This window comes from Sphaerisporangium sp. NPDC049457 (genome assembly GCF_055586705.1).
Genome location: NZ_JBVJHR010000003.1, coordinates 198,791 through 221,161 on the forward strand (window position 1 = coordinate 198,791; position 22,371 = coordinate 221,161).

A 22,371-nucleotide genomic window follows, 5' to 3' on the forward strand; every position below is an offset into this window, starting at 1 on the left:
CATTTACCGCAGTGATATCGGATTGTGCCTCGTCGTGAAACATTTAACTCCATATGTTTTCTGTTATGCCAGATCAGCCAGATCAGAGCGTGGCAGTACGGCTGCGCGGCCTCCGCAAGACCTTCGGAGCGGTGCGGGCGGTCGACGGGGTCGACCTCGACATCGCCGACGGCGAGTTCTTCGCGATGCTCGGCCCGTCCGGGTCGGGCAAGACCACCGTGCTGCGCATGATCGCGGGCTTCGAGTCGCCGACGGCCGGCGCGGTCGAGCTGGGCGGGCGCGACGTCACCCGCCTGGCCCCCTTCGAGCGGGACGTCAACACCGTCTTCCAGGACTACGCGCTGTTCCCGCACATGAGCGTCCTGCAGAACGTCGAGTACGGCCTGCGGGTGAAGAAGGTCGCCAAGGCCCAGCGGCGCGAACGCGCCGTGGAGGCACTGGCGGCGGTCCGCCTGTCGGGGTTCGAGGGGCGGCGGCCCTCCCAGTTGTCCGGCGGGCAGCGCCAGCGGGTCGCGCTGGCCAGGGCGCTGGTCAACCGGCCGCGCGTGCTCCTGCTGGACGAGCCGCTCGGCGCCCTGGACCTCAAGCTGCGCGAGGAGATGCAGGTCGAGCTGAAGCAGATCCAGCGCCAGGTCGGCATCACCTTCCTGTTCGTCACGCACGACCAGGAGGAGGCGCTCACCATGAGCGACCGGGTCGCCGTCTTCGACCAGGGCAGGATCGAGCAGGTCGGCACCCCCGCCGAGGTGTACGAACGGCCCGCGACGCCGTTCGTGGCCGGGTTCGTCGGCACCTCCAACCTCATCTCCGGCGAGGCCGCCAGGGCGGTGCTGGGCAAGGACGGCACCTACAGCGTCCGCCCGGAGAAACTGCGCCTTGTGCTCGACGTGGACGCCCCCGTCGGCGGCGAGGAGCACAGCGCCACCGGCACGATCGCCGAGGTCGTGTACGCCGGCGCGGCGACCAGGTTCGTCGTCGACCTCGACGCCGGGGGGCGGCTCATCGTCCTGCAGCAGAACCTGGAGGTCTCCTCCATGGAGGTGACCGGTCTGCGCGGCGGCCGCGTACGGCTGGTCTGGAACCGCCGCCACGAGTTCGCCATCGTCTCCTGACCCGTCCGCCGCGCGCCCGGCCCTTTCGAGCGCCGGCCCTCCTCTCCGTTCCCGCCCCTTCCCGACTCCCGGCCCATCCGTGCAGGAACTGCGCTCCACCCCTAGGAGAGACACCATGCGGTCCACCCGACTCGCGATCGCCACCGCCGCGCTCGCGCTGGCCGCCGCCGCCTGTGGCGGCGGCTCCACCGGCGGATCGACCGGCGGCGGCACCGCCGCCGCCCCCGGGCAGACCGGGTTCACCCCGCCCAAGATCGAGGCGCTGAAGAGCCTCGGCGCGGGCGAGGGGCAGGTCAACCTGGTCGCCTGGGCGGGCTACGCCGAGGACGGCTCCAACGACCCCAAGGTCGACTGGGTCCACCCCTTCGAGCAGGCCACCGGCTGCAAGGTCAACGCCAAGACCGCCGGCACCTCCGACGAGATGGTGAACCTGATGAAGACCGGCGAGTACGACGCGGTGTCGGCCTCCGGCGACGCCTCGCTGCGCCTGATCGCCTCGGGCACGGTCGCCCCGGTCAACACCGACCTCGTGCCCAACTACAAGGACGTGTTCTCCGGGCTGAAGCTCAAGCCGTGGAACTCCGTCAACGGGGTGGCCTACGGCGTGCCGCACGGCCGCGGCGCCAACCTGCTGATGTGGCGCACCGACAAGGTGAACCCGGCGCCGGACTCCTGGAGCGTGGTGTTCGACCCGGCCTCGCCCTACAAGGGCGCGCTCACCGCCTACGACTCCCCCATCTACATCGCCGACGCCGCCCTGTACCTGATGGCCACCAAGCCCGACCTGGGCATCAAGGACCCCTACGCCCTGGACGACAAGCAGTTCCAGGCGGCCGTCGACCTGCTCAAGCAGCAGAAGCAGAACATCGGCGAGTACTGGTCGGACTACACCAAGGCCGTGCAGGCGTTCAAGAGCGGCGACACCGTGGCGGGCACGACCTGGCAGGTCATCGCCAACCTGGTCCAGGCCGACAAGGCACCCGTCGAGGCGATCCTGCCCAAGGAGGGCGCGACCGGCTGGTCGGACACCTGGATGGTCGCCGCCAAGGCCCAGCACCCGAACTGCGCCTACAAGTGGCTCGACTGGATCATCTCGCCGAAGGCCAACGCCCAGGTGGCCGAGTGGTTCGGCGAGGCGCCCTCCAACGCCCAGGCGTGCGAGCAGACCTCCGACAAGGGCTTCTGCGACACCTACCACGCCACCGACGAGTCCTACTTCTCGAAGGTCCACTACTGGACCACGCCGATCGCCCAGTGCCTGGACGGGCGCACGGACGTCAAGTGCAAGGACTACTCGGAGTGGACCCGGGCCTGGACGGAGATCAAGGGCTGATGACCTCGACATCGGGGGCATCGGAGCCATCGGGGGCGCCGGCCGCGCCGGCGTCCCCGTCCGGGCGCGCGGACCCGGGGCCGGCGGGCGGGCGGCGTCCCGGCGCGCGCCGCCGGCTGGCCGCCGCGCTCCACCGGCGCGCCGGCGTGCGGCTGTCGCTGCTGCTGTCGGCGCCGCTGGCCTGGCTCGGCCTGGCCTACCTGGGCGCGCTGGCCGCGCTGTTCGTCACCGCGTTCTGGAGCACCGACGCCTTCACGGGCGACCTGGTGCGGGTCTTCACCTGGGCGAACTTCCACGACGTGCTGACGGTGGAGGTGTACAGGACCGTCGCGCTGCGCTCGCTGGGCGTGGCGGTGGCGGTGACGCTGATCGACGTCGTGATCGCCTTCCCGATGGCGTTCGCGATGGCCAAGCTCGCCTCGCCGCGCGCCCAGCGCTGGCTGGTCATCGCCGTGCTGACGCCGCTGTGGGCGTCATACCTGGTCAAGGCGTACGCCTGGCGGGTCATGCTGTCCAGCGACGGCCTGCTCGGCTGGGGGTACGGGCTGACGGCCACCATCGCGACCCTCGCGTACCTGTGGCTGCCGTACATGATCCTGCCGATCTACGCGGGGCTGGAGCGGCTGCCGAACTCGCTGCTGGAGGCGGCGGGCGACCTCGGCGCCCGGGGGCCGCGTGCCTTCCGCACGGTGGTGTGGCCGCTCACCTTCCCCGCGATCGTCGCCGGGTCGGTGTTCACCTTCTCACTGTCGCTCGGCGACTACATCGCCGTGAAGATCGTCGGAGGGCGCAGCCAACTCATCGGCAACGTCGTCTACGACAACATCGGCGCGGCCAACAACCTGCCGTTCGCCGCCGCCGTCGCCACGATCCCGGTGGTGATCATGCTGGTGTACCTCGCGGCCGTGCGCCGCACCGGGGCGCTGGAGAACCTGTGACCGGCCGCCCCTCCCCCGGAGAACCTGTGACCCCGTCCCGCGGCGGATCCGCCGCCGTGCCCGGCGCAGGCCCTCTCACCCCGTCCCGCCCCGTGGACCGCTCGGCCAGGAGGCCCCGGTGAACCTGTCCCGTACGGCACGGCTGGCGCTGCGCCTGGCGCTGGCGCTCGGGCTCGGCGTCATCTACGTGCCGCTGGCGATCGTGCTGCTGAACTCCTTCAACTCCGACCGGACCTTCGCCTGGCCGCCGGCCGGGTTCACCACGCGCTGGTGGAGCACGGCCTGGAACTCCTCGGGCCTGCGCGACGCCCTGTGGACCTCGGTGCAGGCCGGGCTCGGGGCGACGGCGATCGCGCTGGTGCTCGGCACAATGGCGGCCTTCGCCGTGCAGCGCCACCGGTTCTTCGGCCGGGACGCCGTCTCGCTGCTCATCGTGCTGCCGATCGCGCTGCCCGGCATCGTGACCGGCATCGCGCTGAACAACGCCTTCCGCACGATCCTCGAACCCTTCGGCGTCGGGCTCGGCCTGTTCACGGTGATCGTCGGGCACGCCACGTTCTGCGTGGTGACCGTGCACAACAACGTGCTGGCGCGGCTGCGCCGGACGGGCCAGAGCTTGGAGGAGGCGTCGGCGGACCTGGGCGCGGACGCCTTCACCACCTTCCGGCTGGTCACCTTCCCCATGATGCGCTCGGCGCTGCTGGCGGGCGGCCTGCTGGCGTTCGCGCTGTCGTTCGACGAGATCATCGTGACCACGTTCACCGCCGGGGCGGGGGTGCGGACGCTGCCCATCTGGATCTTCGAGAACCTGTTCCGCCCGAACCAGGCGCCGGTCGTGAACGTCGTGGCCGCCGCGCTCATCGTCGCGTCGGTGGTCCCCATCTACCTGGCCCAGCGCCTGTCCGGCACCGCGGGCACGCGCTGACACAAGGCGAGCGGCCGGCCGGGGGCGGCGCGGGGCGCGTACCTGGGTAGGAAGTCTCCGTCGGCCCGGCGGCCTCCGAGCAACATCACGCAACACGCGGGAAGCGCGAAGAACCTTCACGCTACGGTCGTCAGGCCGGCGACGTCCCCCGGTCCACACCCCGGAGAGGTGGCCTTCCCCATGCCTCCCCCGCGCATCACCGAAGCCAAGGGAATCCTCGCCGCCCGGCTGCGGGAGATCCGCGGCGAGGCCGGCATCACCGGCCGGGCTCTCGCCTCCCGGGCGGGCTGGCACTTCTCCAAGGTGTCCAAGATCGAGAACGCGGCGCAGATGCCCAGCGAGAACGACATCCGGGTCTGGTGCCGGGCATGCGACGCCGAGGAGTACGTGGTGGACCTGATCGCCGCCGTCCGCAACATCGACTCCATGTACACCGACTGGCGGCGCCTTGAGTCCACCGGGCTGCGCCACGTCCAGGAGTCCTTCCAGCCGCTCTACCGCGACACCCGGCAGTTCAGGGTCTTCCAGCACTCCGCGGTGCCCGGCCTGCTGCAGACCGACGCCTACGCCCGCGCGCACCTGCGGGTCGTCATCGACTTCCGCGGCATTCCCGACGACCTGGACGCGGCGGTGGAGGCGCGGATGGCCCAGCAGGAGGTGCTGGACGCCGGCGGCAAGCGCTTCATGTTCATCATCGGCGAGCAGGCGCTGCGCACCCCGGTGTGCGAGCCCGTCGGCATGCTGCGGCAGCTCGACCGGCTGGCGGGGCTGACGGCCGGCACCCCGCAACTCAGCTTCGGTGTGATCCCCGCCACGGCGCGTCCGCGGATCATGCCGCCGGAGAACTTCTGGATCTACGACGACACGCAGGTCAGGGTGGACACCGTCCCCGGCCAGCACCGCATCAAGATCCCCAGTGACGTGGCCCTGTACGAGAGGGCCTTCACCCGCCTGTCGGAAGCCGCCGTCTACGGCCAGGCCGCGCGGGAGCTCATCGAGGCCGCGGCCGGACGTCTGCGAGGAACATGAAGCAACATCGTTGATCCGCGGGCCGGCGCTCGCCTAGCGTCTCGGTCGACGCACTCCGTGGCGACGCGGGCCGCGGCCCGTCTCGCACGGCCACCCCCGGCGGACGGAGACGACGATGACGACCGTGGACAAGGTGGCGAGCACCGCCACGGCCGCCGGCCATCTGCGGCGGCTCGGCGAACATCTGCGGGCACGCGGCCTGCACGTGCGCGTGGCGACGACCCGCGGCGGAGTGCCCCAGCTCATCGTGGTGAGCACCATGGTTCCCACCCTCTCGGAGGTCATCTTCGCCGCCCGCGGCGGCGACCGCTGGTGGTTCTGGTGGTCCTGGGCCGAACGCATAGCCCCCGCAGACGACCCCCAGACGACCGCGGCCCGCATCACCCACGCCATGACCCCCGCCCCCCGCCCCCACAACCACTGACCCCCCGACGCGACGCGGCCGTATGCCGATCGCGCTCGGGGGCTCCCGTCCATCGTGCTGAAGGTGAACGTCATCCGGACCTGGTACGGCTCATCGTCCGGATGAGCCTCCGCACGTGGCCGAGCCCTCCTTCGCCCTCGAGAACTCATTGTGACGACTCTTCGTGTTGAAGTAATTACAATACGGAGCCATGCCGTCCCCCCGACACGACGCCCTCGTGCAGATCTTCAAGGACCGCCCCCAGGCGGCGGTGGAGATACTGCGCGACCTGATGGGCGTGGAGTTGCCCGCCACCTCGCTGGTCCAACTGGAGAGCACCACCTTCAACACCCGCCGGTCCGACGACATCGAAGCCGACCTCGTCATGGCGCTTGGGCCGCCGCAGAGCCCGGTGCACGCGGTCATCGTGGAAATCCAGCAGGACAAGACCAAAGACCCCAGACAGCTGGCCCGCTACGCGGCCGTGCTGTGGCTGATGCTGAACTGCGACGTCAGCGTCCTGGTCATCTGCCCCGACGCCACGGTCGCCGCCCACTATGCCCTGCCGGTCGATTCCGGGCTGACCGGCTACCGCTTCAGAGCCCATGTGCTGGGCCCTGGCGACATTCCCGCCGTCACCGATCCCCGGCAAGCCGCCGCCCAGCCCGAGTTGGCCGCTATGGCGGTCATGGTTCATGGGCGTGATCGCAAGGTCGCCGAGTCGTTCATCGCAGGGATGAAGGACCTGCCCGCCGATCACGCTCCGAAGTATTATGAATACGCCTACAGCATGGCCGCGCCCGAGGTGCGGCGCCTCTTGGAGGAGATCATGGCGTCAACCGCCTGGCCCGTCTACAGCCCGTTCGCCCGCGAGCACTACGGCCGCGGCCTCAAAGAAGGCCAGGCCGAAGAGGCGGCCAAAGCGATTCTGCTGGTGCTGACCGCCCGCGGCCTTGACGTGCCGGACGACACCCGCGCCCGTATCACCGCATGCGCAGACCTCGCCCAGCTGGAAACCTGGCTGACCCGCGCGGCCATCGCCCAGAGCGTCCACGACCTGCTCACCGAGACAGGAGGCTAGGCGACATCGGCAGATCGCCCTTGCCCTTGTTCGAGTGGATCTGGACGAGTTCAAGGTGGGCGTGAAGAGTTGGACGGTCATGACGTCCTGGCGGCTGAGGTCCAGGAGGCGTACAGGTCGGCGTAGACGCCGTCCTGGGCGGCCAGTTCGGCGTGTGGTCCCCGCTGGACGATGCGGCCGTGCTCGAACACCAGCACCTCGTCCGCGGCCTCGGCCGTGGACAGGCGGTGCGCGATCGACACGGCCGTCCGGCCGCGGGTGACGCCGTCGAGCGCCCGTGCCAGCCGAACCTCCGTCGCCGGGTCCACCGCCGAGGTGGCCTCGTCCAGCAGCAGCAGGTCGGGGTCGGCCAGGTAGGCCCGCGCCAGGGCGACGAGCTGGCGCTCGCCGGCCGACAGCGACTCGCCGCGCTGGCCGACGGAGGTGGCGAGGCCTCCGGGCAGGCCCTCCAGCCAGTCGCTCAGGCCCAGCTCCGTCATCGCCAGGGCGATGACGGCGTCGCTCGCGGAAGGACGGCCGTAACGGATGTTGTCGGCGAGGGTGCCGTCGAACAGGAACCCGTCCTGCGGCACCATGACGATGCGCTCGCGCAGCGAGGAGAACCGCACCTTGCGCAGGTCCACGCCGTCGACGAGGATGCGCCCGGAGGTCGGGTCCATGAGCCGGGTGAGCAGCTTGGCGAAGGTCGTCTTGCCCGAGCCGGTCTCTCCCACGACCGCGACGCGCGTGCGGGGCGCTATCTCCACCGACACCTCGTGCAGCACCTGCGGTCCGCCGGGGTAGTGGAAGCCGACGTCCTGGAAGGACACCGTGATCGGGCCGCGCGGCAGGACCGCGCCCTTCTCGCCGGGGTCGGCCACGTCGGCGGGGGTGTCCAGGACGCCGAGCACCCGCCGCCAGCCGGCGACGGCGTTCTGCGCGTCGTTCAGCACCTCGGTCGCCGTCTGCAGCGGGCTGATGAACAGCGTGATCAGGAACAGGAACGCGACCAGCCGTCCGGCGGAGATCGCGCCGCCCACGCCCAGCTGGACGCCGAGCAGGACGACGCCGGCGATCGCCACCGCGCCCACCAGTTCGGTGACCGGGAAGGTGAACGCGACGATCTTCTGAGCGCGGGTCTGCGCCTTCTGATGGGCGTCGACGGCCGCGTCGATGCGCCGCGCGGTGCGGTCCTCCGACCCGTACGCGCGGATCACCGCGCTGCCCACCACCGACTCGCTGACCGCCGACAGCATGTCGCCGGTGCGCTCGCGGACCTGGGTGTAGGCGCGGGCCACCAGCCGCTGGAACCTCGGCAGCGCGACGACCATCGGCAGGAAGCACACCCAGACGATCAGCGCGAGCTGCCAGGAGTACAGGGCCATCACGACGCTCGCGATGAGAAGCTGGCCCACCGAGATGATGACCATCAGGCCACCCCACTGCATGAACGTGCTGATCTGGTCCACGTCGCTGGTGACGCGGGAGACCAGCGCGCCGCGCCGCTCGGTGTTCTGCGTCAGCACCGACAGGTCGTGGACGTGCCGGAACGCCTTGCCGCGCAGCGAGGCGAGCCCCGACTCGGTGGTGCGGTAGAGGCGCACGTTCATCAGGTAGCCGCACACCGCGGTGAGGAGCACCGCGGCGGCGCAGAGGAGGACGGCCTTGCTGATGAAGGCCATGTCCGGCGTCGTGGTGTTCTTCAGGCCGCGGTCGATGACCTGCTGTACCGCGAAGGGGACGATCACCTTGCCGACCGTGGCGAGCACCGCCAGCAGCAGGGTGACCGGCAGCCCGGTGCGGAACTCCGGCGACAGCGCGAGCCCGTGCCGGAGCGTCGCCAGGGCCGACCGCTCCTCCACGCGCAGCGAGCCGCCGGCCTGCACGGCGGCGCCGCGTTCTTCCACCCGCGTCGTCATGCCACGATCTCCTCGCCGGCGTCGAGCGCCGCGCGCTCGGCCTCTTCACGTTCGTATGCGGTGACGAGGTTGCGGTAGCCCTCGCAACGGACCAGCAACTCGCCGGGGGCGCCGCGGTCGACGACCCGTCCCTGCTCCAGGTAGACCACCTCGTCGGCCAGCGCGATCGTCGCCATGCGGTAGGCGACGACGACCACCGTGGAGTCGGGCGACCCGTCCCGCAGGCCGGACAGGATGCGGCTTTCCACCTGCGCGTCCACGCTGGAGGTGGCGTCGTCCAGGATGAGCAGCCGGGGTGCGCGCACCAGCGCGCGGGCGAGCGCCAGGCGCTGCCGCTGGCCGCCGGACAGCGTCGCGCCGCGCTCGCCGATGCGGGTGTCCAGGCTCTTGGGCAGCGCGCTCACGAAGCCCTCCGCCTGCGCCAGGCGCAGCGCCGCCCACACCTTCTCGTCGGGCACCTCCTCGCCGCCGGCTCCCAGCGTCAGGTTGCCGCGCACCGTGTCGTCGAACAGGAACGTCTGCTGCGGCACCAGGGCCGCGGCGGAGCTGACCTCACCCTTGGCCACCTGCCGCACGTCCACCCCGTCGATGAGCACCCGGCCCTCGTCGGGGTCGACGAGCCGGACCAGGAGCTGGGTCAGCGTCGACTTGCCCGAGCCTGTGGGACCGACGATCGCGACCGTGCGTCCGGGCCTGACGTCGAAACTCACACCGGACAGCACGTGGGCGCCCGGCAGGTACCCGAAGGCCAGGTCGCGCACCTCGACGCGCGCGGGGCCGTCCGCGGCCAGGCGAGCCGCGCCGAACTCCATCGAGCCGGACGCGTTCAGCACGTCCTGCACGCGCCGCCATCCGACGACGCTGCGCGGCAGCTCGGCCAGCACCCAGCCGAGCGCGCGGATGGGGAAGGCGAGCAGTGTGAACAGGTAGGAGATTTGGATGAGCTCGCCGGAGGAGACGTCCCCCGCGGCCAGGCGCATCGAGCCGAAGAGCAGCACCGCCAGCACGCCGAGCGTGGGCAGGGCTTCGAGCAGCGGGTCGAACAGGCCGCGGATGCGTCCCACGGCGATGTTGGCGTCGCGCAACCGGTCGGCCTTGGCCTGGAAGCGCGCCGCCTCGGTGTCCTCCCGGCCGAGGGTCTTGACGACGAGCGCCCCGTCGAAGCTCTCGTGCGCGATCTCGCTGACCTCCGCGCGCAGTTGCTGCGCCCGCATCGCCAGCGGGGAGAGCCTGCGCTGGTAGACGAGGTTCAGCACGGCGATGGCCGGGAAGATCAGGAAGCCGACCAGGGCCAGCACGGGGTCGACGACCAGGATGGCGGCCGCCGCGGTGACCAGCATCACGACGACGCCGACGGCCATCGGCAGCGGGGCGAGCGGAGCCCAGGCGGCCTCGATGTCGGCGCCGGCGTTGGACAGCAGCTGGCCGGTCGGGTGACGGTGGTGCCAGGCGAGCGGCAGCCGCAGGTACTGGCGGGTCACCTCGCGCCGCGACCGCGCCTGCATGCGGTACTGCATGATGCCGGCGAGGACCCGGCGGCCGATCACGCCCGCCGCCTTGAACACGGCCACGCCGACGATCAGTAGTGCCGCGGTGACCAGCGTGCCCGTGGCCGCGTGCCCGGCGCCGAACGCGGGCAGGACGGCGTGCTCGGTGGCCCAGCCCAGCGCCCAGGACGAACCGACGGTCATCAGGCCGTAGACCGCGCTGGACAGCACCGCGGCGGTGAAGACACGAGGCTCGCCTCGGATGGCGTGGCCGATGACACCGAACCCCTGGCGCATGACGGTCGGACTGTGATCGCGCTCGCTCGGCACGCGGGGGATCCTCTCGATGGGGGACGTGAGGTGGCGGGCCGCCGGAGCTCGCCGGGGGAACCGGTCCGCCACAATCCCTATCATCCGCGACAACTGATTTATTCCCTCCCCCTAAGCCCCCACTGACGACACTCCCCCCATTCAGCAGCAAAGACGGCAAGGGCAACGGGGCCGCGGGTGGCTGTCGGCGGGCGGCCGCGGACGCCCGGGAGCGGCGGCGGACGGCGGCGCGCGGGCGGCGGCGGGCAGGGCTGGCCGGGCGCTTGTTAGGGTGATCAGGGTGACGCACGCACGCGCCGAGCGCGCAGCTCTCAGCGACCTGCTCGACCATCTCGGACCCGACGCCCCCACCTTGTGCACCGGGTGGACGACCGCCGACCTGACCGCCCACCTCGTCCTCCGCGAGAACCGTTTCGACGCCGCCGGCGGCATCGCCGTCAAGCCGCTCGCCGGCTACACGGCCCGCGTGCAAGAAAAGATCAAGACCGGCAGGAGCTACCCCGAGCTGGTCGACGCCGTCCGCCAGGGGCCGCCCGCGTGGTCGCCGTACCGCTTCGTGCCCGGCCTGGACGGGATCGTCAACGCGCTGGAGTTCCTGGTGCACCACGAGGACGTCCGCCGGGCGCAGCCCGGCTGGGAGCCGCGCGAGCTCCCGGCCGACCTCACCGAGATGGTGTGGAAGCGGCTTTCGTCCGGGGCCCGCCTCATGCTCCGCAGGTCACCGGTCGGCGTGGTGCTGCGGCTGCCCGACGGCCGCAAGACCGGGGGCAAGAAGGCCGAGCCGCACGTCATCGTGACCGGCGAGCCCGTCGAGCTGCTGATGTTCGCCTTCGGCCGCCAGGAGCACGCCCGCGTGACCTACGAGGGCGACCAGCACTCCATCGACCTCCTGCGCACCGCCGGCCTGGGCCTGTGACCGCCTGCCCGGCTCTGTGACCCGCCACGGCACCCCCGGCCGCCCAAGGCGTCGTCCCACCTGACCTTTGCGACGGTCATCAGCCCGAACAAAACGGGGCGGAACCGGGCGAGGCGGGCGTTCGTTGGATGGTCGTGGCCGACCGGCGGCGGTCGCCGCGCGAGCCGGCCATGCCTGGCTATGATCAACAAGGGGCCGGCGCATGACCGGTCTTCGAGATCGGGCGTCCAGCCGTTCGGGTAGGACCACGCCACAGCATCCGCGGGAGGGAGTCCGATGAAGACCAAGAAGGTGCTCACGTACCTCGCCATCGCCTTCGTGGTCTTCTATCTGTACTCCAGGCCCGCCGAGGCGGCGACGGCGGTCAAGGGCGTCTTCGACGGCGTCACGACCGGCGCGAGCCAGCTGGCCCTGTTCTTCTCCCGCCTCACCGGCTGAGCCCGTCTCCGGCGGATCACCGCTCATGACCGGCTGGAAGACACTCGAGGTCCCCGGGGCGCGGTTGCGGTACGCCCTCCGGGGCGCCGGTCCGCCGCTGCTGCTCATCGCGGGCGGCGACGGCGACGCCACCACCTACGACGGGCTCGCCTCCCACCTCGCCGACAGGTACACGGTGCTCACGCACGACCGCCGCGGCCTGTCCGGCAGCGCGATCACCGGCCCGGCGCGGCCCCTGACCCTCGCCACGCACGCCGACGACGTACACCGCCTGCTCGCCGCGCTCACCACCGAGCCCGTCCAGGTCTACGGCAGCAGCCTCGGCGCCATGGTCGGCCTGGAACTGGTCTCCCGGCATCCCGGGCAGGTCGCCGTCCTGGTCGCCCACGAACCGCCCGCCTTCCAACTGCTCCCCGAGCCTGAGCGCTCCCGGGCCAGGCAGGCACAACAGGACATCGAGGACACCCACCGGGCGGAGGGGGTGATAGCGGCCCTGCGCAAGTTCGTGGTCCTCGCGGGCCTGGACCTCACCGACCGCGAGCCCGACGCGCCGATCAAGGCCCCCGGGATGGACCGCCTCGCGAACCTCGAGTTCTTCCTCACCCACGACGCCCCGGCCGTCCGCCGCCACGAACTGGACCTGGCCGCCCTCAAGAGCGCGGCCACCCGCGTCGTCGCCGGCGTCGGCACGAACTCGGCGCACATCTGGCCGCACCGCTGCGCGCGCCTGCTCGCCGAAATCCTGGGCACGCCGTGCGCGGAGTTCCCCGGCGGCCACAACGGCGGCGTCCAGCACCCTCGCGCATTCGCCGCACGCCTGCACCGAACCCTCACCGACGAGCGTCCGCGTCCTCTCGCCACCTGACCACACCAGCGAAGCGGGCTCCGCCTGAGCCGCTCTCAGGAATCGGTCGCCGGCGGTGTGGTGCGTCGAGCAGCCGGGGGTCAGCTCCCATTAGTGGCGTCGCACGAGCAGCATGGCCGCGTCGTCCAGGATCGGGCCGCCGACGTGGCGGAGCAGGTCGGCACGCAGGCTGTCGAGGGCGTCTTGCGGATCGGCGAGCCGCGGGATGGTCAGGGTCACGGAAGCTCGGCGAAGCGTTCGATCTGGTCGGTGCGGCCGGAGACGAGGATGATGTCGCCGTACATCAACTCGGTCTCGGCGGTGGCGTAGGTGAACTCCTCGCCCTCGCTCTTGACCGCCACCACGGTGACGCCGTACTTGCGGCGAAGGCTTGACCGCCCCAGCGGGACGCCGACGTACTCTTTGGGCGGGTAGGTCTTGATCAGCGCGAAGTTCTGGTCGACTTCCATGTAGTCGAGCAGTCGTCCACTGATCAGGTGGGCGACCCGCTCGCCCATGTCGTGTTCCGGCAGGACCACGTGGTGGACGCCGAGACGGCGCAGGATCTGGCCGTGCTGCTGGCTGACGGCCTTGGCCCAGATGTGCTCGATCTCCAGCTCGACCAGCAGCGAGGCGGTCAGGATGCTGGCCTCCAGGTCGCTGCCGATCGCCACGACGGCACGGTAGAAGTCGGGGACGCCGAGCTGGCGCAGCGCCTCGATGTCGGTGGAGTCGGCGGCCGCGATGTGGGTGATGTGCCCGGCCAGGCTCTGCACCGTCTTGGGCCGGTTGTCGATGGCGAGGACCTCGGTGCCCCGGCGGGTGAGTTCGAGCGCGAGGGAACTGCCGAACCTGCCCAGCCCGATCACGACCACCGGGTCGTTTCTCTTGTCAGCCAACGATCACTCGCTCCTCGGGTAGTTCGTAACGCCGGGTCCGTTCCTTCAGCGCCAGCGCCGAGCCGAGGGTCAGCGGGCCGATCCGGCCGGCGAACATCAGCAGCACGAGCAGCAGTTGCCCGGCCGGAGGCATGGCCGCCGTGATGCCGGTGGACAGGCCCGCCGTGCCGAACGCGGAGACCACCTCGAACAGCACACGGTCCAGGCCGTGCGGGGTGAGCACGATCAGCACGTAGGTGCAGACCGCGACCACCGCACCGCTGATGGTGATGATCGCGAACGTCTGCCGTTGCGCCGACTCGGGCAGCCGGCGGTGCCCGACGTTCACTCTGAACTCGCCGCGCAGCTCCGCCCAGATCACGAACGCGAGAAGCCCGAAGGTGGTGACCTTTATGCCCCCGGCGGTGCCGGCGCTGCCGCCGCCGATGAACATCAGCAGTTCGGTGAACAACCAGCTGGAGGGGTACATCTGTGCGATGTCGAGGCTGTTGAAGCCCGCGGTGCGAGGCATGACGGCGGTGAAGAAGCCCGCCAGCAGCTTGCCCGCATCGTCCAGCGAGCCCAGCGTCCGAGGATTGCGCCATTCGGTGATCAGGAAGACCAGGGTGCCGACGGCGAGCAGGATGACGGTCATGACCACGGTGATCCGGGTGAGGACCGTCCAGCGGCTCGGCCGCCGCCAGGAGCGCAGCAGTTCGAACACCACAGGGAAGCCCAGTCCGCCGATGATGACCGCGAGGGCGATGGTGAGGCAGATCCACGGGTCGGCGGCGAACCGCATCAGGCTGTCCGGCCACAGCGCGAAGCCGGCGTTGTTGAACGCCGACACGGCGTGGAACACGCCCAGGTACACCGAACGCGCGAGCGGCTCGCCGTACCCGGTCATGAAGCGGACGGTGAGGACGACCGCCGCCGTCGCCTCGGTCAGGAGGCTGAAGACCACCACGTTGCGCACGACCCTGCGTACGTCCGCCATGCTCAGGGACTTGGTCTCCGCCTGTGCCAGCAACCGCGCGCGAAGTCCCAGCCTGCCCGACACCACCGCGGTGAACAGGGTCGCCAGGGTCATGATGCCGAGCCCGCCGATCTGGATAAGTCCGGCGATGACCACCTCGCCGAAGGCCGACCAGTGTGCGGAGGTGTCGACGACCACCAGCCCGGTCACGCACACGGCCGAGGTGGCGGTGAACAGCGCGGTCAGCCAGCCCGCCGAGCCACCTGACGCGGTGGCGACGGGCAACGCCAGCAGCGCGGTGCCGATCAGCACCGCCGCGCCGAAACCCGTCACGACGAATTGCGCCGGATGCCGGAACCGGTCGAATACCGCCGCCGGGCCCGCCCAGCTCGTCACGCCCGCTGCCCGTGCCTGCGGTCACGGATCCGGCGGGCCGCGCCGTACCAGACGACGAGCGTGAGCGGGAGCCCCCAGCCGAGGGCACGTCCCGGCAGCCGCCACGTGCCGCGCAGCTCGGGCCAGCCCACCCGCATGCCGTCGGTGAACAGCACCGCGAACAGCGCCAGCTCGGCCAGCGTGCCGACCATCTCGTCACCCGGGGCGACCGACACCACGCCCAGCACGCCGTCACCGAGGACGAACCCGGCGACCAGGAAAAGCGCGGCCGTCGAAAGGATCGTGCGGTTGGCCAGGCTGGACACCAGCACCGCCAGCAGCAGAACGCACGCGAACGCCGGCAGCACCGCGGTCATCGCGCACCCTGCTCACCCGCGTGACCCACTGAGCACCGAACCACCGGACACCCCCGCCTGAGACAACACGACAAGACGTCGCCGACCAGGCTTCCCGGCACACCGTACCCCACCACAACAGCGGGGGAGGGACGAGAATATACGGTTCCTTGACGCGAAGGCCACACGCCTTGACGCCCCCCTGCCGCCTACGGGGATCGTGCCGGTCTCGGCCATCACCGAAGGCGGCAAGGCGGCCGGGCGGCCGGGTGTCCGGCCACGATCACGGTCGAGGTCGTTGCCGCACCGTGCCGGCGGCTCCGTCAACGGTGATCGTCTGGCCGGTCGTGATCTCGGTGGTGGCGGAGCGGACCCCGACGACCGCGGGGATGCCGTACTCGCGGGCGACGGTGGGCCCGTGCCCGTTGGGGCCACCGGTCTCGGTCACCAGGCCGCCCGCGGTGAGGAAGAGCGGCGTCCAGCCGGGGTCTGTGCTGGGCGCGACGAGGATCTCGCCGGGTTCCAGGTGCGCGCCGGTGGGGTCCAGGACGACGCGGGCGGCGCCGGTGACGGTGCCGGGAGCGGCGGCCATGCCGATCATCACACCGTCCGCGGGAGCCGCGGGCGGCGTCTCGGCCTCGACGTCGGTCCCGTCCGACAGCAGCACCACCGGCACGTGCCTGCGGCGCAGTTCCCGGACATGAGCGGCACGCCGCCCGCCGATCACGGATCTGAGATCGGCGCCTCCGGCGGCTGAGCGCAGCTCGCGCATGCCGAGGAACATGACGTCGTCTGCCTGGTCGAGCCGCCCGGCTCCGGCGAGCTCGGCGCCGATGAGCAAGAGTTGCTCGCGGATCTGGCCGTACCCATGCAGGGCGGCGAACTTGGGCAGTTCGCGGATGCCGGACACCGCGCGGGCGCGGCGCAGCATGAACCTGGCCAGTCGGCCGCGCACCGGACCAAGGCGGCCCGCCAGCTCCTCCAGTTTGGCCTCGGCCTGAGCCGCGGCTTGGGCGAAGCGCCGGTCGGGCGCCTGGTCGGGGTCGGTGACCCGCAGGTAGTTGGCCAGCGCGGCAAAGACCGGGGTGGGATCTTCCGCCCAGCGGGGCACGCCCACGTCGATCTCGGCCACGGCTCGCCTGCCGTACCTGCTCAGGAAGCCGGACAGGCCGGTGGCGACCCGCGATGGCAGCGTGCCGTGCGCGAACCGCCGCGCAAGCTCCGCGGGCGGTGTGGCCAGCAGCGACTCGCGTTCAGCGGACAGGTTCACCGCCAACCGCCACAGATCCAGGTCCATCTGGGTGGTGACGTTGTTGGGCATGCCGCGCAGCACCATCTCCACCTCGCCCGGCTCGGCGCTCCTGCCTACGACGGCCGGGGCGGCGCCGGCGCAGCCCATGCCGACCAGCAGGATGCAGACCATGCTCAGCATTGGCTCGCCCATCATCTTGCGGGGCAGCGTCTCGACGAAGTCGAGCCGGTCGTGGAGGGTCATGCCCGGCGGGGCGGTGGTCCGGCGCTCCAGTATCCGGGCGAGGTGCTCGGCCCTGGCGGCTGCCCTGCCGGGGCGAAGCAGCGCGCTGCCGAGTCCTGCCAGGGCCGGCACGGTGTAGGCGGCCGCGCTCTTGGCCACGGAGCCGAGCCGGAACGGCATGCCACGCTCGGGGGAGAAACGCGGGTCGGACATGAGCCGTTCGACCGCGGCGGCCGCCCTCGGTTCGCTGACGCGCATGGTGTCCGGCAGGTTGCGGCGCATGCGCTTGTTGCGGAGCATGGCGGTCATGTCGGCGTACATGCGCCCGCCCGCCTCGACGAAGCCCGCAGGGCCGTCGATCGGGTCGGCACTCGGCAGCATGGCGGCCGCCGACATCCGCATCACCGACATGCCCATCGGCGTCATCGGACGCAGCACGCCTTGGGCGTGGCTGACCGACAGGTAGACCCGGGTGCCGGGTCGCCGGCTCTCCGGGATGGGGAACAGCGTGGTGATCGGCCGTGACTGCAGCATCCACAGCCTGCCCTCGGCGTCGAAGGCCCACTCGGCGTCCTGCGGTGCGTCGAAGTGCTCCTGCAGCCGGCGCCCGGCCGCGAGGATTTCCTTCTGCCGATCCGGGGACAGGCAACCGCGCTCGGCCGGCTCTCCGAGCACGTAATGGTCGGGGACGACCGTTCCGGAGACCACCGCTTCCCCGAGGCCGGGAGCGGCGTCGATGACCGTCTCCGTGCGTTTGCCGGTGACCGGATTGGCGGTGAACAGCACCCCCGCCACCGCGGCGTCCACCATGACCTGGACGATGACCGCCATGCCGACCGTGTCGCGGCCGAAACCGTTGGCGGCGCGGTACGCGATCGCCCGGTCGCTCCACAGGGAGGCCCAGCACCGCTGTACGGCGTCCACCACGGCCTCGGCGCCGCGGACGTCGAGGAAGGTGTCCTGCTGACCGGCGAAGCTGGCGTGCGGCAGGTCCTCGGCGGTGGCGCTGGATCGCACGGCCACCGGCCGCCCGCCGCAGACTCTGTCGTACGCCTGCACGATGTCGGCGCGGATCCGCTCCGGGATCGTCGCGGTGAGGACGTGGTCGCGGGTGGCGGGCCGTGCGCCGATCGCCGCGCGGTAGGCGTCGGTGGCCAGGACGAAACCCTCGGGGACGGCGAGCCCGGCCCGCATGGTCTCGGCCAGCCCCGCCGCCTTGCCGCCGACGAGGTCCACCGCGCCGGGCTGGATCCGGGTCAACTCAATGATCGTCATCGCGTAGTCTCCTCGCCGCCTTGGCCAGCAGCTCCATGGCCTGGTCCACCACTGCCTGCTCCTCTTCGGTGAGGTGGTCGAGCATGCGCAGGGTCTTTTCGGTGCGCAGGCGCTGGACGTCCTGCATGAAAGAGGCGCCCTGCTCGCTGAGCCGGACCCGTCGCACCCTTCGGTCACCGGGGTCCTCCAGGCGTTCCACCAGCCCGCGGGTGACCAGGGCGTCGACCAGCCTGCTGGTGCGCGAGACCGAACGCCCGACGCGGGCGGCCAAGTCCTTGACCGTAGGCTGATCATCGCCCACCAGGACGAACAGCACGGCGGTGTGGATCATCTGCAGGTCGTCCCGGTGGAAGGCCCGCACGATACTCGGCAGCATGTCGCTCTGAATGCGGCGGAACTGGTCTTCCAGCCGATCTCGTCGATTCATTGCTTCTCCGCAATAGATGCCGATGAGCAACAATCTACTGACAGACCGAGGCGCGATCAAGGTCCGGGGAAAGACCTGACGCGCCTCCTGCCCGATGAGGCGGAAGGCGCGCGGGGGGGGAACGGCAGGACGATCGCGCCGCACAGCGCGGTGGCTTGCCCTTCGAAGCGGCCCCGGATCGCGGGCGACCGCGCATGATCGCCGAGTCGCGGGCGGCTACTACATCAGCTAGCGCAGCCACAGGTAGGGCATGACCAGCGCCACTGTCACCACCGTGACGAAGAGGCCGTACTTGGTGAACTCCCAGAAGCTGATCGGGGCACGGTTACGGGCGGCGATCCCAGGGATGACCACGTTGGCCGCCGCGCCGAACGCGGTGGCGTACCGCCGAGGTCGGCGCCGAAGGCCGGCGCCCACCACAGCATCTGTCCTGGTCCGTCGCCGCCGTTGGCCTGGACGAGGTCGCCGACGATGGGGCTCATCGTCGCCACGTAGGGAATGTTGTCCACGAGCGCCGACAGTGCCGCCGGAGAATCCCGGGAGACGGTCGGAAAATCGGTCAGCAGGTCATGAGCACGTACGGCGGCCGGCCCTTCGCATGGCGAACAGGAATGCCGACCAGCGCCTCCGCGGCAGGACACGAGAGCCGACTGCGCCCGGCACTCTGGCCGCCCCCGGTCCCTGGGGGTGATCTCGTCCGGCACCGAGTCGGCGGGAAGCGGGGCGGCGAAACCGGCGCCGTTGCACGGCGGACAAGCGGCGCTCCGGAGATCCGACCGGTGCGATCATTCCGCCACGGTGAGCGGTCACCGCGTCAGCTCTTCTTGTTCACCGGAACCAGGCAGAGGATCCAGCCGGCGCCGCCGGACTTGCTGCCCTCCCAGTAGGCCGAGGTGACCTTCTTGTCGCGGCACATGGTGAGGTTCTTGTCGGCGTTGAACTGAGCCTCGGTCTTGCCCTCGATCCGCTGGGAGACCTTCCACTTGACGGTGGCGTCCTTGCAGTCGACGACCTTGAGGGTGTTCTCGCTCTGGCCGGACATGCAGTCGCCGACGTGGGCGATGCGCGGAGCGCCGGTCACCTGGTCGCCGACCGCGCCGACGCCCTCGCGCACGGCGAAGAACCCGCCGAACTTCACGATCGCGATGATGATGAAGACGCCGACCGTGCCGAGCGCGCCGAGCAGCCTGCCGGTCAGCTTCTTCTTGGCCGGGGCGGGGTCCTCCGGAGGCTGCCACCGGCCGCCGCCGCCCTGCTGGGCGTAGGGGTCCTGGCCGGGGGGCACGCCCTGACCGTACGCGCCGTACGGCTGCTGGGACTCCTGGCCGGTCTGCGCGCCCTGCTGGTACGGGTCCTGCGCCGGGGCGCCCTGCGGCTGACGCTCCTGAACCTGGGTCTGCTGGTAGGAGGCCTGGGCGTACGCCGGTGACTGGGACTGCGACTGCTGGTGACCGCCCTGGCTCTGCTGTACGCCGTAGCCGGCCTCCCCGTAACCTGGCTGGCTCTGCTGCACGCCGTAGGCGGACTCGCCGTAACCGCCCTGGCTCTGCCGGCCGCCGTAACCGGAGTCGCCGTAACCGCTCTGACCCTGTTGGGCGCCGTACCCGGCGGTGTCGTGGCCGCTCTGCCCCTGCTGAGCGCCGTAACCGGCGGTGTCGTAGCCGCTCTGCCCCTGCTGAGCGCCGTAACCGGCGGTGTCGTAGCCGCTCTGAGCCGGCTGGGCGCCGTAGCCGGGCTGGGTGCCATAGCCCTGCTGGGTGCCGTAGCCCTGCTGCGCGGCATAGCCCTGCTGATCCTGCTGACCGGGGTAGCCGCCCTGCTGCTGGGCGGCATAAGGGTCCTGCCCGCCGGCGTACCCGCCCTGCTGCTGCGCCGGGTACCCGTCCTGCTGGGCCGCGTACCCGCCCTGCGCGCCCGGGTAGGCGCCCTGCCGGCCGCCGCCGTACGCCGCCTGCTGCTGGTGGCCGTCCTGCGCTCCCCCGCCGTACGGGGACTGCTGCTGGTAGGCGCTCTGCTGCTGGGCGCCGTAGCCCAGGCCCAGGGGGTCCTGTCCGGGGTAGGTCTGCCCGGCGGGCGCGGCCTGCTGGAACGGGTCCTGCGGCGTGGCGGCGCCGTACTCGGGCGAGGACTGCTGCGAGTAGGACCCCTGCTGGTGTGTTCCCTGGTAGGGCGAGCCTTGCTGATATGGCGAATCCGGCTGCTGAGGGCTGGGGGGAGAGGTCACGGGAGATCCCTTGTGTCTGCGGCACCGTAGAAGAACCCGCACGACCGTAGCGGATCATCTACCGGCACGCGAAGACATTCCACCATTCGAGCCAGTTTGGACCGCTCCGAGTTGGGTACAGACGGTGGTTGCCCGCCGCCCGCACCGCCGCGAAGGGCCTAGCGCACCGGATGACCCGCCGCGCGCAGGGTGTCCTTCACGTCAGAGATCTTGAGCTGCCCGAAGTGGAAGACGCTCGCCGCGAGGACGGCGTCCGCCCCCGCGGCCACCGCCGGAGGGAAGTCCTCCAGCGTCCCCGCGCCGCCGCTGGCGATGACCGGCACCGTGACCGCCGCCCGCACCGCCTTGATCATCTCCAGGTCGTAGCCGTCCTTGGTGCCGTCCCCGTCCATGGAGTTCAGCAGGATCTCGCCGACGCCGAGCTCCTGCCCGCGCCGCGCCCACTCGACCGCGTCGATGCCCGTGCCGCGCCGGCCGCCGTGCGTGGTGACCTCGAAACCGGACGGCGTGGGCTCGCCGTCCACGACCCGCCGGGCGTCCACCGACAGCACGACGCACTGGGCGCCGAACCGGCGCGAGGCCTCGGTCAGCAGTTCGGGACGGGCGATGGCGGCGGTGTTGAGCGCGACCTTGTCGGCGCCGGCGCGCAGCAGGCGGTCGACGTCCTCGACGGCGCGCACTCCCCCGCCGACGGTCAGTGGGATGAACACCTGCTCGGCCGTCCGGCGAACCACGTCGATCATGGTCTCGCGGTCGCCGGAGGAGGCGGTGATGTCGAGGAAGGTGAGCTCGTCGGCGCCCTCGGCGTCGTAGCGCCGGGCCAGCTCGACGGGGTCGCCGGCGTCCCGGAGGTTCTCGAAGTTGACCCCCTTGACGACCCGCCCGGCGTCGACGTCCAGGCAGGGGATCACCCGTACGGCGACGCTCATGCCCGCACCGCCGAAAGGGCCTCCTCCAGCGTGAAGGCCTGCGCGTACAGCGCCTTGCCGACGATCGCGCCCTCCACGCCGTCGGGGACCAGCGTCGACAGCGCGCGCAGGTCGTCCAGCGAGGAGACCCCGCCGCTGGCGATCACCGGCTTGTCGGTGCGCGAGCACACCTGGCGCAGCAGGTCGAGGTTGGGGCCGCGCAGCGTCCCGTCCTTGGTGACGTCGGTGACGACGTAGCGGGGGCAGCCGTCGGCCTCCAGCCGGTCGAGCACCTCCCACAGGTCGCCGCCCTCCTTGGTCCAGCCGCGGGCGGCGAGCGTCGTGCCGCGCACGTCCAGGCCGACGGCGATGCGGTCGCCGTACTCGGCGATGATCTTGGAGCACCAGGAGGGGTCTTCCAGGGCGGCGGTGCCGATGTTCACCCGCCGGCAGCCGGTGGCGAGCGCGGCGGCCAGCGACGCGTCGTCGCGGATGCCGCCGGACAGCTCCACCTGGACGTCCAGCGCCGCCACCACCGAGGCCAGCAGCTCGCGGTTGGAGCCCCGGCCGAACGCGGCGTCCAGGTCGACCAGATGGATCCACTCGGCGCCCGCGCTCTGCCAGGCCAGGGCGGCGGCGAGCGGGTCTCCGTAGGAGGTCTCCGTACCCGCCTCGCCCTGTACGAGGCGCACGGCCTTGCCGTCCGCGACGTCGACTGCGGGCAAAAGCACCAGCGACATTGTT

Annotated in this window: 22 protein-coding genes; 10 read left to right on the forward strand and 12 right to left on the reverse strand. The window is 71.2% G+C overall.

The features are described from left to right. Positions 1–65 precede the first annotated feature (65 nt). The 7 genes from ACZ6QO_RS06840 to ACZ6QO_RS06870 all read left to right on the forward strand — a co-directional run bounded on the left by ACZ6QO_RS06840 (position 66) and on the right by ACZ6QO_RS06870 (position 6,821). On the forward strand, positions 66–1,112 hold the full coding sequence (locus tag ACZ6QO_RS06840) for an ABC transporter ATP-binding protein (protein WP_465848393.1): 1,047 nt from the start codon (positions 66–68) through the stop codon (positions 1,110–1,112). Positions 1,113–1,227: 115 nt separating this feature from the next. Beyond that, positions 1,228–2,445 (forward strand): ABC transporter substrate-binding protein, encoded by a 1,218-nt coding sequence (locus ACZ6QO_RS06845; RefSeq protein ID WP_465848394.1) that lies wholly within the window; start codon positions 1,228–1,230, stop codon positions 2,443–2,445. Continuing rightward, positions 2,445–3,383, forward strand: a complete 939-nt coding sequence (locus ACZ6QO_RS06850) for an ABC transporter permease (protein WP_465848396.1) — start codon at positions 2,445–2,447, stop codon at positions 3,381–3,383. Before ACZ6QO_RS06845 ends, ACZ6QO_RS06850 begins: the two co-directional genes overlap by 1 nt. Positions 3,384–3,501: 118 nt before the next feature. After that, positions 3,502–4,308: an ABC transporter permease gene (locus tag ACZ6QO_RS06855; RefSeq protein ID WP_465848398.1), complete on the forward strand. Its 807-nt coding sequence runs from the start codon at positions 3,502–3,504 to the stop codon at positions 4,306–4,308. A 180-nt stretch (positions 4,309–4,488) separates the two neighbouring features. After that, the gene (locus ACZ6QO_RS06860) at positions 4,489–5,337 is read left to right on the forward strand and encodes a helix-turn-helix domain-containing protein (protein ID WP_465848399.1); all 849 of its coding nucleotides are present in this window, start codon (positions 4,489–4,491) and stop codon (positions 5,335–5,337) included. A 115-nt stretch (positions 5,338–5,452) separates the two neighbouring features. After that, on the forward strand, positions 5,453–5,761 hold the full coding sequence (locus ACZ6QO_RS06865; protein WP_465848401.1) for a hypothetical protein: 309 nt from the start codon (positions 5,453–5,455) through the stop codon (positions 5,759–5,761). A 217-nt stretch (positions 5,762–5,978) separates the two neighbouring features. Beyond that, a complete protein-coding gene (locus tag ACZ6QO_RS06870; protein ID WP_465848403.1) occupies positions 5,979–6,821 on the forward strand; it encodes a hypothetical protein in 843 nt (280 codons plus the stop codon). A gap of 77 nt (positions 6,822–6,898) precedes the next feature. Here ACZ6QO_RS06870 and ACZ6QO_RS06875 read toward each other — a convergent pair whose 3' ends face one another. Continuing rightward, positions 6,899–8,719 carry an ABC transporter ATP-binding protein gene (locus tag ACZ6QO_RS06875; protein WP_465848405.1) on the reverse strand — a complete coding sequence of 607 codons (1,821 nt, stop codon included), beginning with the start codon at positions 8,717–8,719 and terminating at the stop codon, positions 6,899–6,901. Next, positions 8,716–10,503 carry an ABC transporter ATP-binding protein gene (locus ACZ6QO_RS06880; RefSeq protein WP_465848664.1) on the reverse strand — a complete coding sequence of 596 codons (1,788 nt, stop codon included), beginning with the start codon at positions 10,501–10,503 and terminating at the stop codon, positions 8,716–8,718. Before ACZ6QO_RS06880 ends, ACZ6QO_RS06875 begins: the two co-directional genes overlap by 4 nt. A 313-nt stretch (positions 10,504–10,816) precedes the next feature. Here ACZ6QO_RS06880 and ACZ6QO_RS06885 point away from each other — a divergent pair, with 313 nt between their 5' ends. The 3 genes from ACZ6QO_RS06885 (at position 10,817) to ACZ6QO_RS06895 (ending at position 12,755) form a co-directional block, all read left to right on the forward strand. Continuing rightward, positions 10,817–11,452 carry a TIGR03085 family metal-binding protein gene (locus ACZ6QO_RS06885; protein WP_465848407.1) on the forward strand — a complete coding sequence of 212 codons (636 nt, stop codon included), beginning with the start codon at positions 10,817–10,819 and terminating at the stop codon, positions 11,450–11,452. Positions 11,453–11,728: 276 nt separating this feature from the next. Continuing rightward, positions 11,729–11,890, forward strand: a complete 162-nt coding sequence (locus tag ACZ6QO_RS06890; protein WP_465848409.1) for a hypothetical protein — start codon at positions 11,729–11,731, stop codon at positions 11,888–11,890. A 25-nt stretch (positions 11,891–11,915) separates the two neighbouring features. Then, positions 11,916–12,755 carry an alpha/beta fold hydrolase gene (locus ACZ6QO_RS06895; protein WP_465848411.1) on the forward strand — a complete coding sequence of 280 codons (840 nt, stop codon included), beginning with the start codon at positions 11,916–11,918 and terminating at the stop codon, positions 12,753–12,755. 90 nt (positions 12,756–12,845) lie between these two features. Here ACZ6QO_RS06895 and ACZ6QO_RS06900 read toward each other — a convergent pair whose 3' ends face one another. The 10 genes from ACZ6QO_RS06900 to priA all read right to left on the reverse strand — a co-directional run bounded on the left by ACZ6QO_RS06900 (position 12,846) and on the right by priA (position 22,367). Further along, positions 12,846–12,974, reverse strand: coding sequence for a hypothetical protein (locus tag ACZ6QO_RS06900; protein WP_465848413.1), 129 nt, complete (start codon positions 12,972–12,974; stop codon positions 12,846–12,848). After that, positions 12,971–13,633, reverse strand: coding sequence for a potassium channel family protein (locus tag ACZ6QO_RS06905; protein ID WP_465848414.1), 663 nt, complete (start codon positions 13,631–13,633; stop codon positions 12,971–12,973). Before ACZ6QO_RS06905 ends, ACZ6QO_RS06900 begins: the two co-directional genes overlap by 4 nt. Then, complete coding sequence (locus ACZ6QO_RS06910) at positions 13,626–14,984, reverse strand: TrkH family potassium uptake protein (protein WP_465848415.1); 1,359 nt, start codon at positions 14,982–14,984, stop codon at positions 13,626–13,628. The genes ACZ6QO_RS06905 and ACZ6QO_RS06910 overlap by 8 nt, the downstream gene beginning before the upstream one ends. After that, positions 14,981–15,340, reverse strand: a complete 360-nt coding sequence (locus ACZ6QO_RS06915; protein ID WP_465848416.1) for a cation:proton antiporter domain-containing protein — start codon at positions 15,338–15,340, stop codon at positions 14,981–14,983. The genes ACZ6QO_RS06910 and ACZ6QO_RS06915 overlap by 4 nt, the downstream gene beginning before the upstream one ends. Positions 15,341–15,602: 262 nt before the next feature. Continuing rightward, complete coding sequence (locus ACZ6QO_RS06920) at positions 15,603–18,068, reverse strand: PEP/pyruvate-binding domain-containing protein (protein WP_465848417.1); 2,466 nt, start codon at positions 18,066–18,068, stop codon at positions 15,603–15,605. Next, a complete protein-coding gene (locus ACZ6QO_RS06925) occupies positions 18,055–18,495 on the reverse strand; it encodes a MarR family winged helix-turn-helix transcriptional regulator (protein WP_465848419.1) in 441 nt (146 codons plus the stop codon). The genes ACZ6QO_RS06920 and ACZ6QO_RS06925 overlap by 14 nt, the downstream gene beginning before the upstream one ends. A 228-nt stretch (positions 18,496–18,723) precedes the next feature. After that, positions 18,724–18,912, reverse strand: coding sequence for a hypothetical protein (locus tag ACZ6QO_RS06930; protein WP_465848421.1), 189 nt, complete (start codon positions 18,910–18,912; stop codon positions 18,724–18,726). A gap of 397 nt (positions 18,913–19,309) precedes the next feature. Then, entirely contained in the window at positions 19,310–20,719 is a 1,410-nt protein-coding gene (locus ACZ6QO_RS06935) for an LppU/SCO3897 family protein (RefSeq protein WP_465848422.1), read from the reverse strand. Positions 20,720–20,877: 158 nt separating this feature from the next. After that, on the reverse strand, positions 20,878–21,648 hold the full coding sequence (gene hisF / locus ACZ6QO_RS06940) for an imidazole glycerol phosphate synthase subunit HisF (RefSeq protein ID WP_465848424.1): 771 nt from the start codon (positions 21,646–21,648) through the stop codon (positions 20,878–20,880). Next, positions 21,645–22,367 carry a bifunctional 1-(5-phosphoribosyl)-5-((5-phosphoribosylamino)methylideneamino)imidazole-4-carboxamide isomerase/phosphoribosylanthranilate isomerase PriA gene (gene priA / locus ACZ6QO_RS06945; protein ID WP_465848426.1) on the reverse strand — a complete coding sequence of 241 codons (723 nt, stop codon included), beginning with the start codon at positions 22,365–22,367 and terminating at the stop codon, positions 21,645–21,647. The genes hisF and priA overlap by 4 nt, the downstream gene beginning before the upstream one ends. Positions 22,368–22,371: the final 4 nt, after the last annotated feature.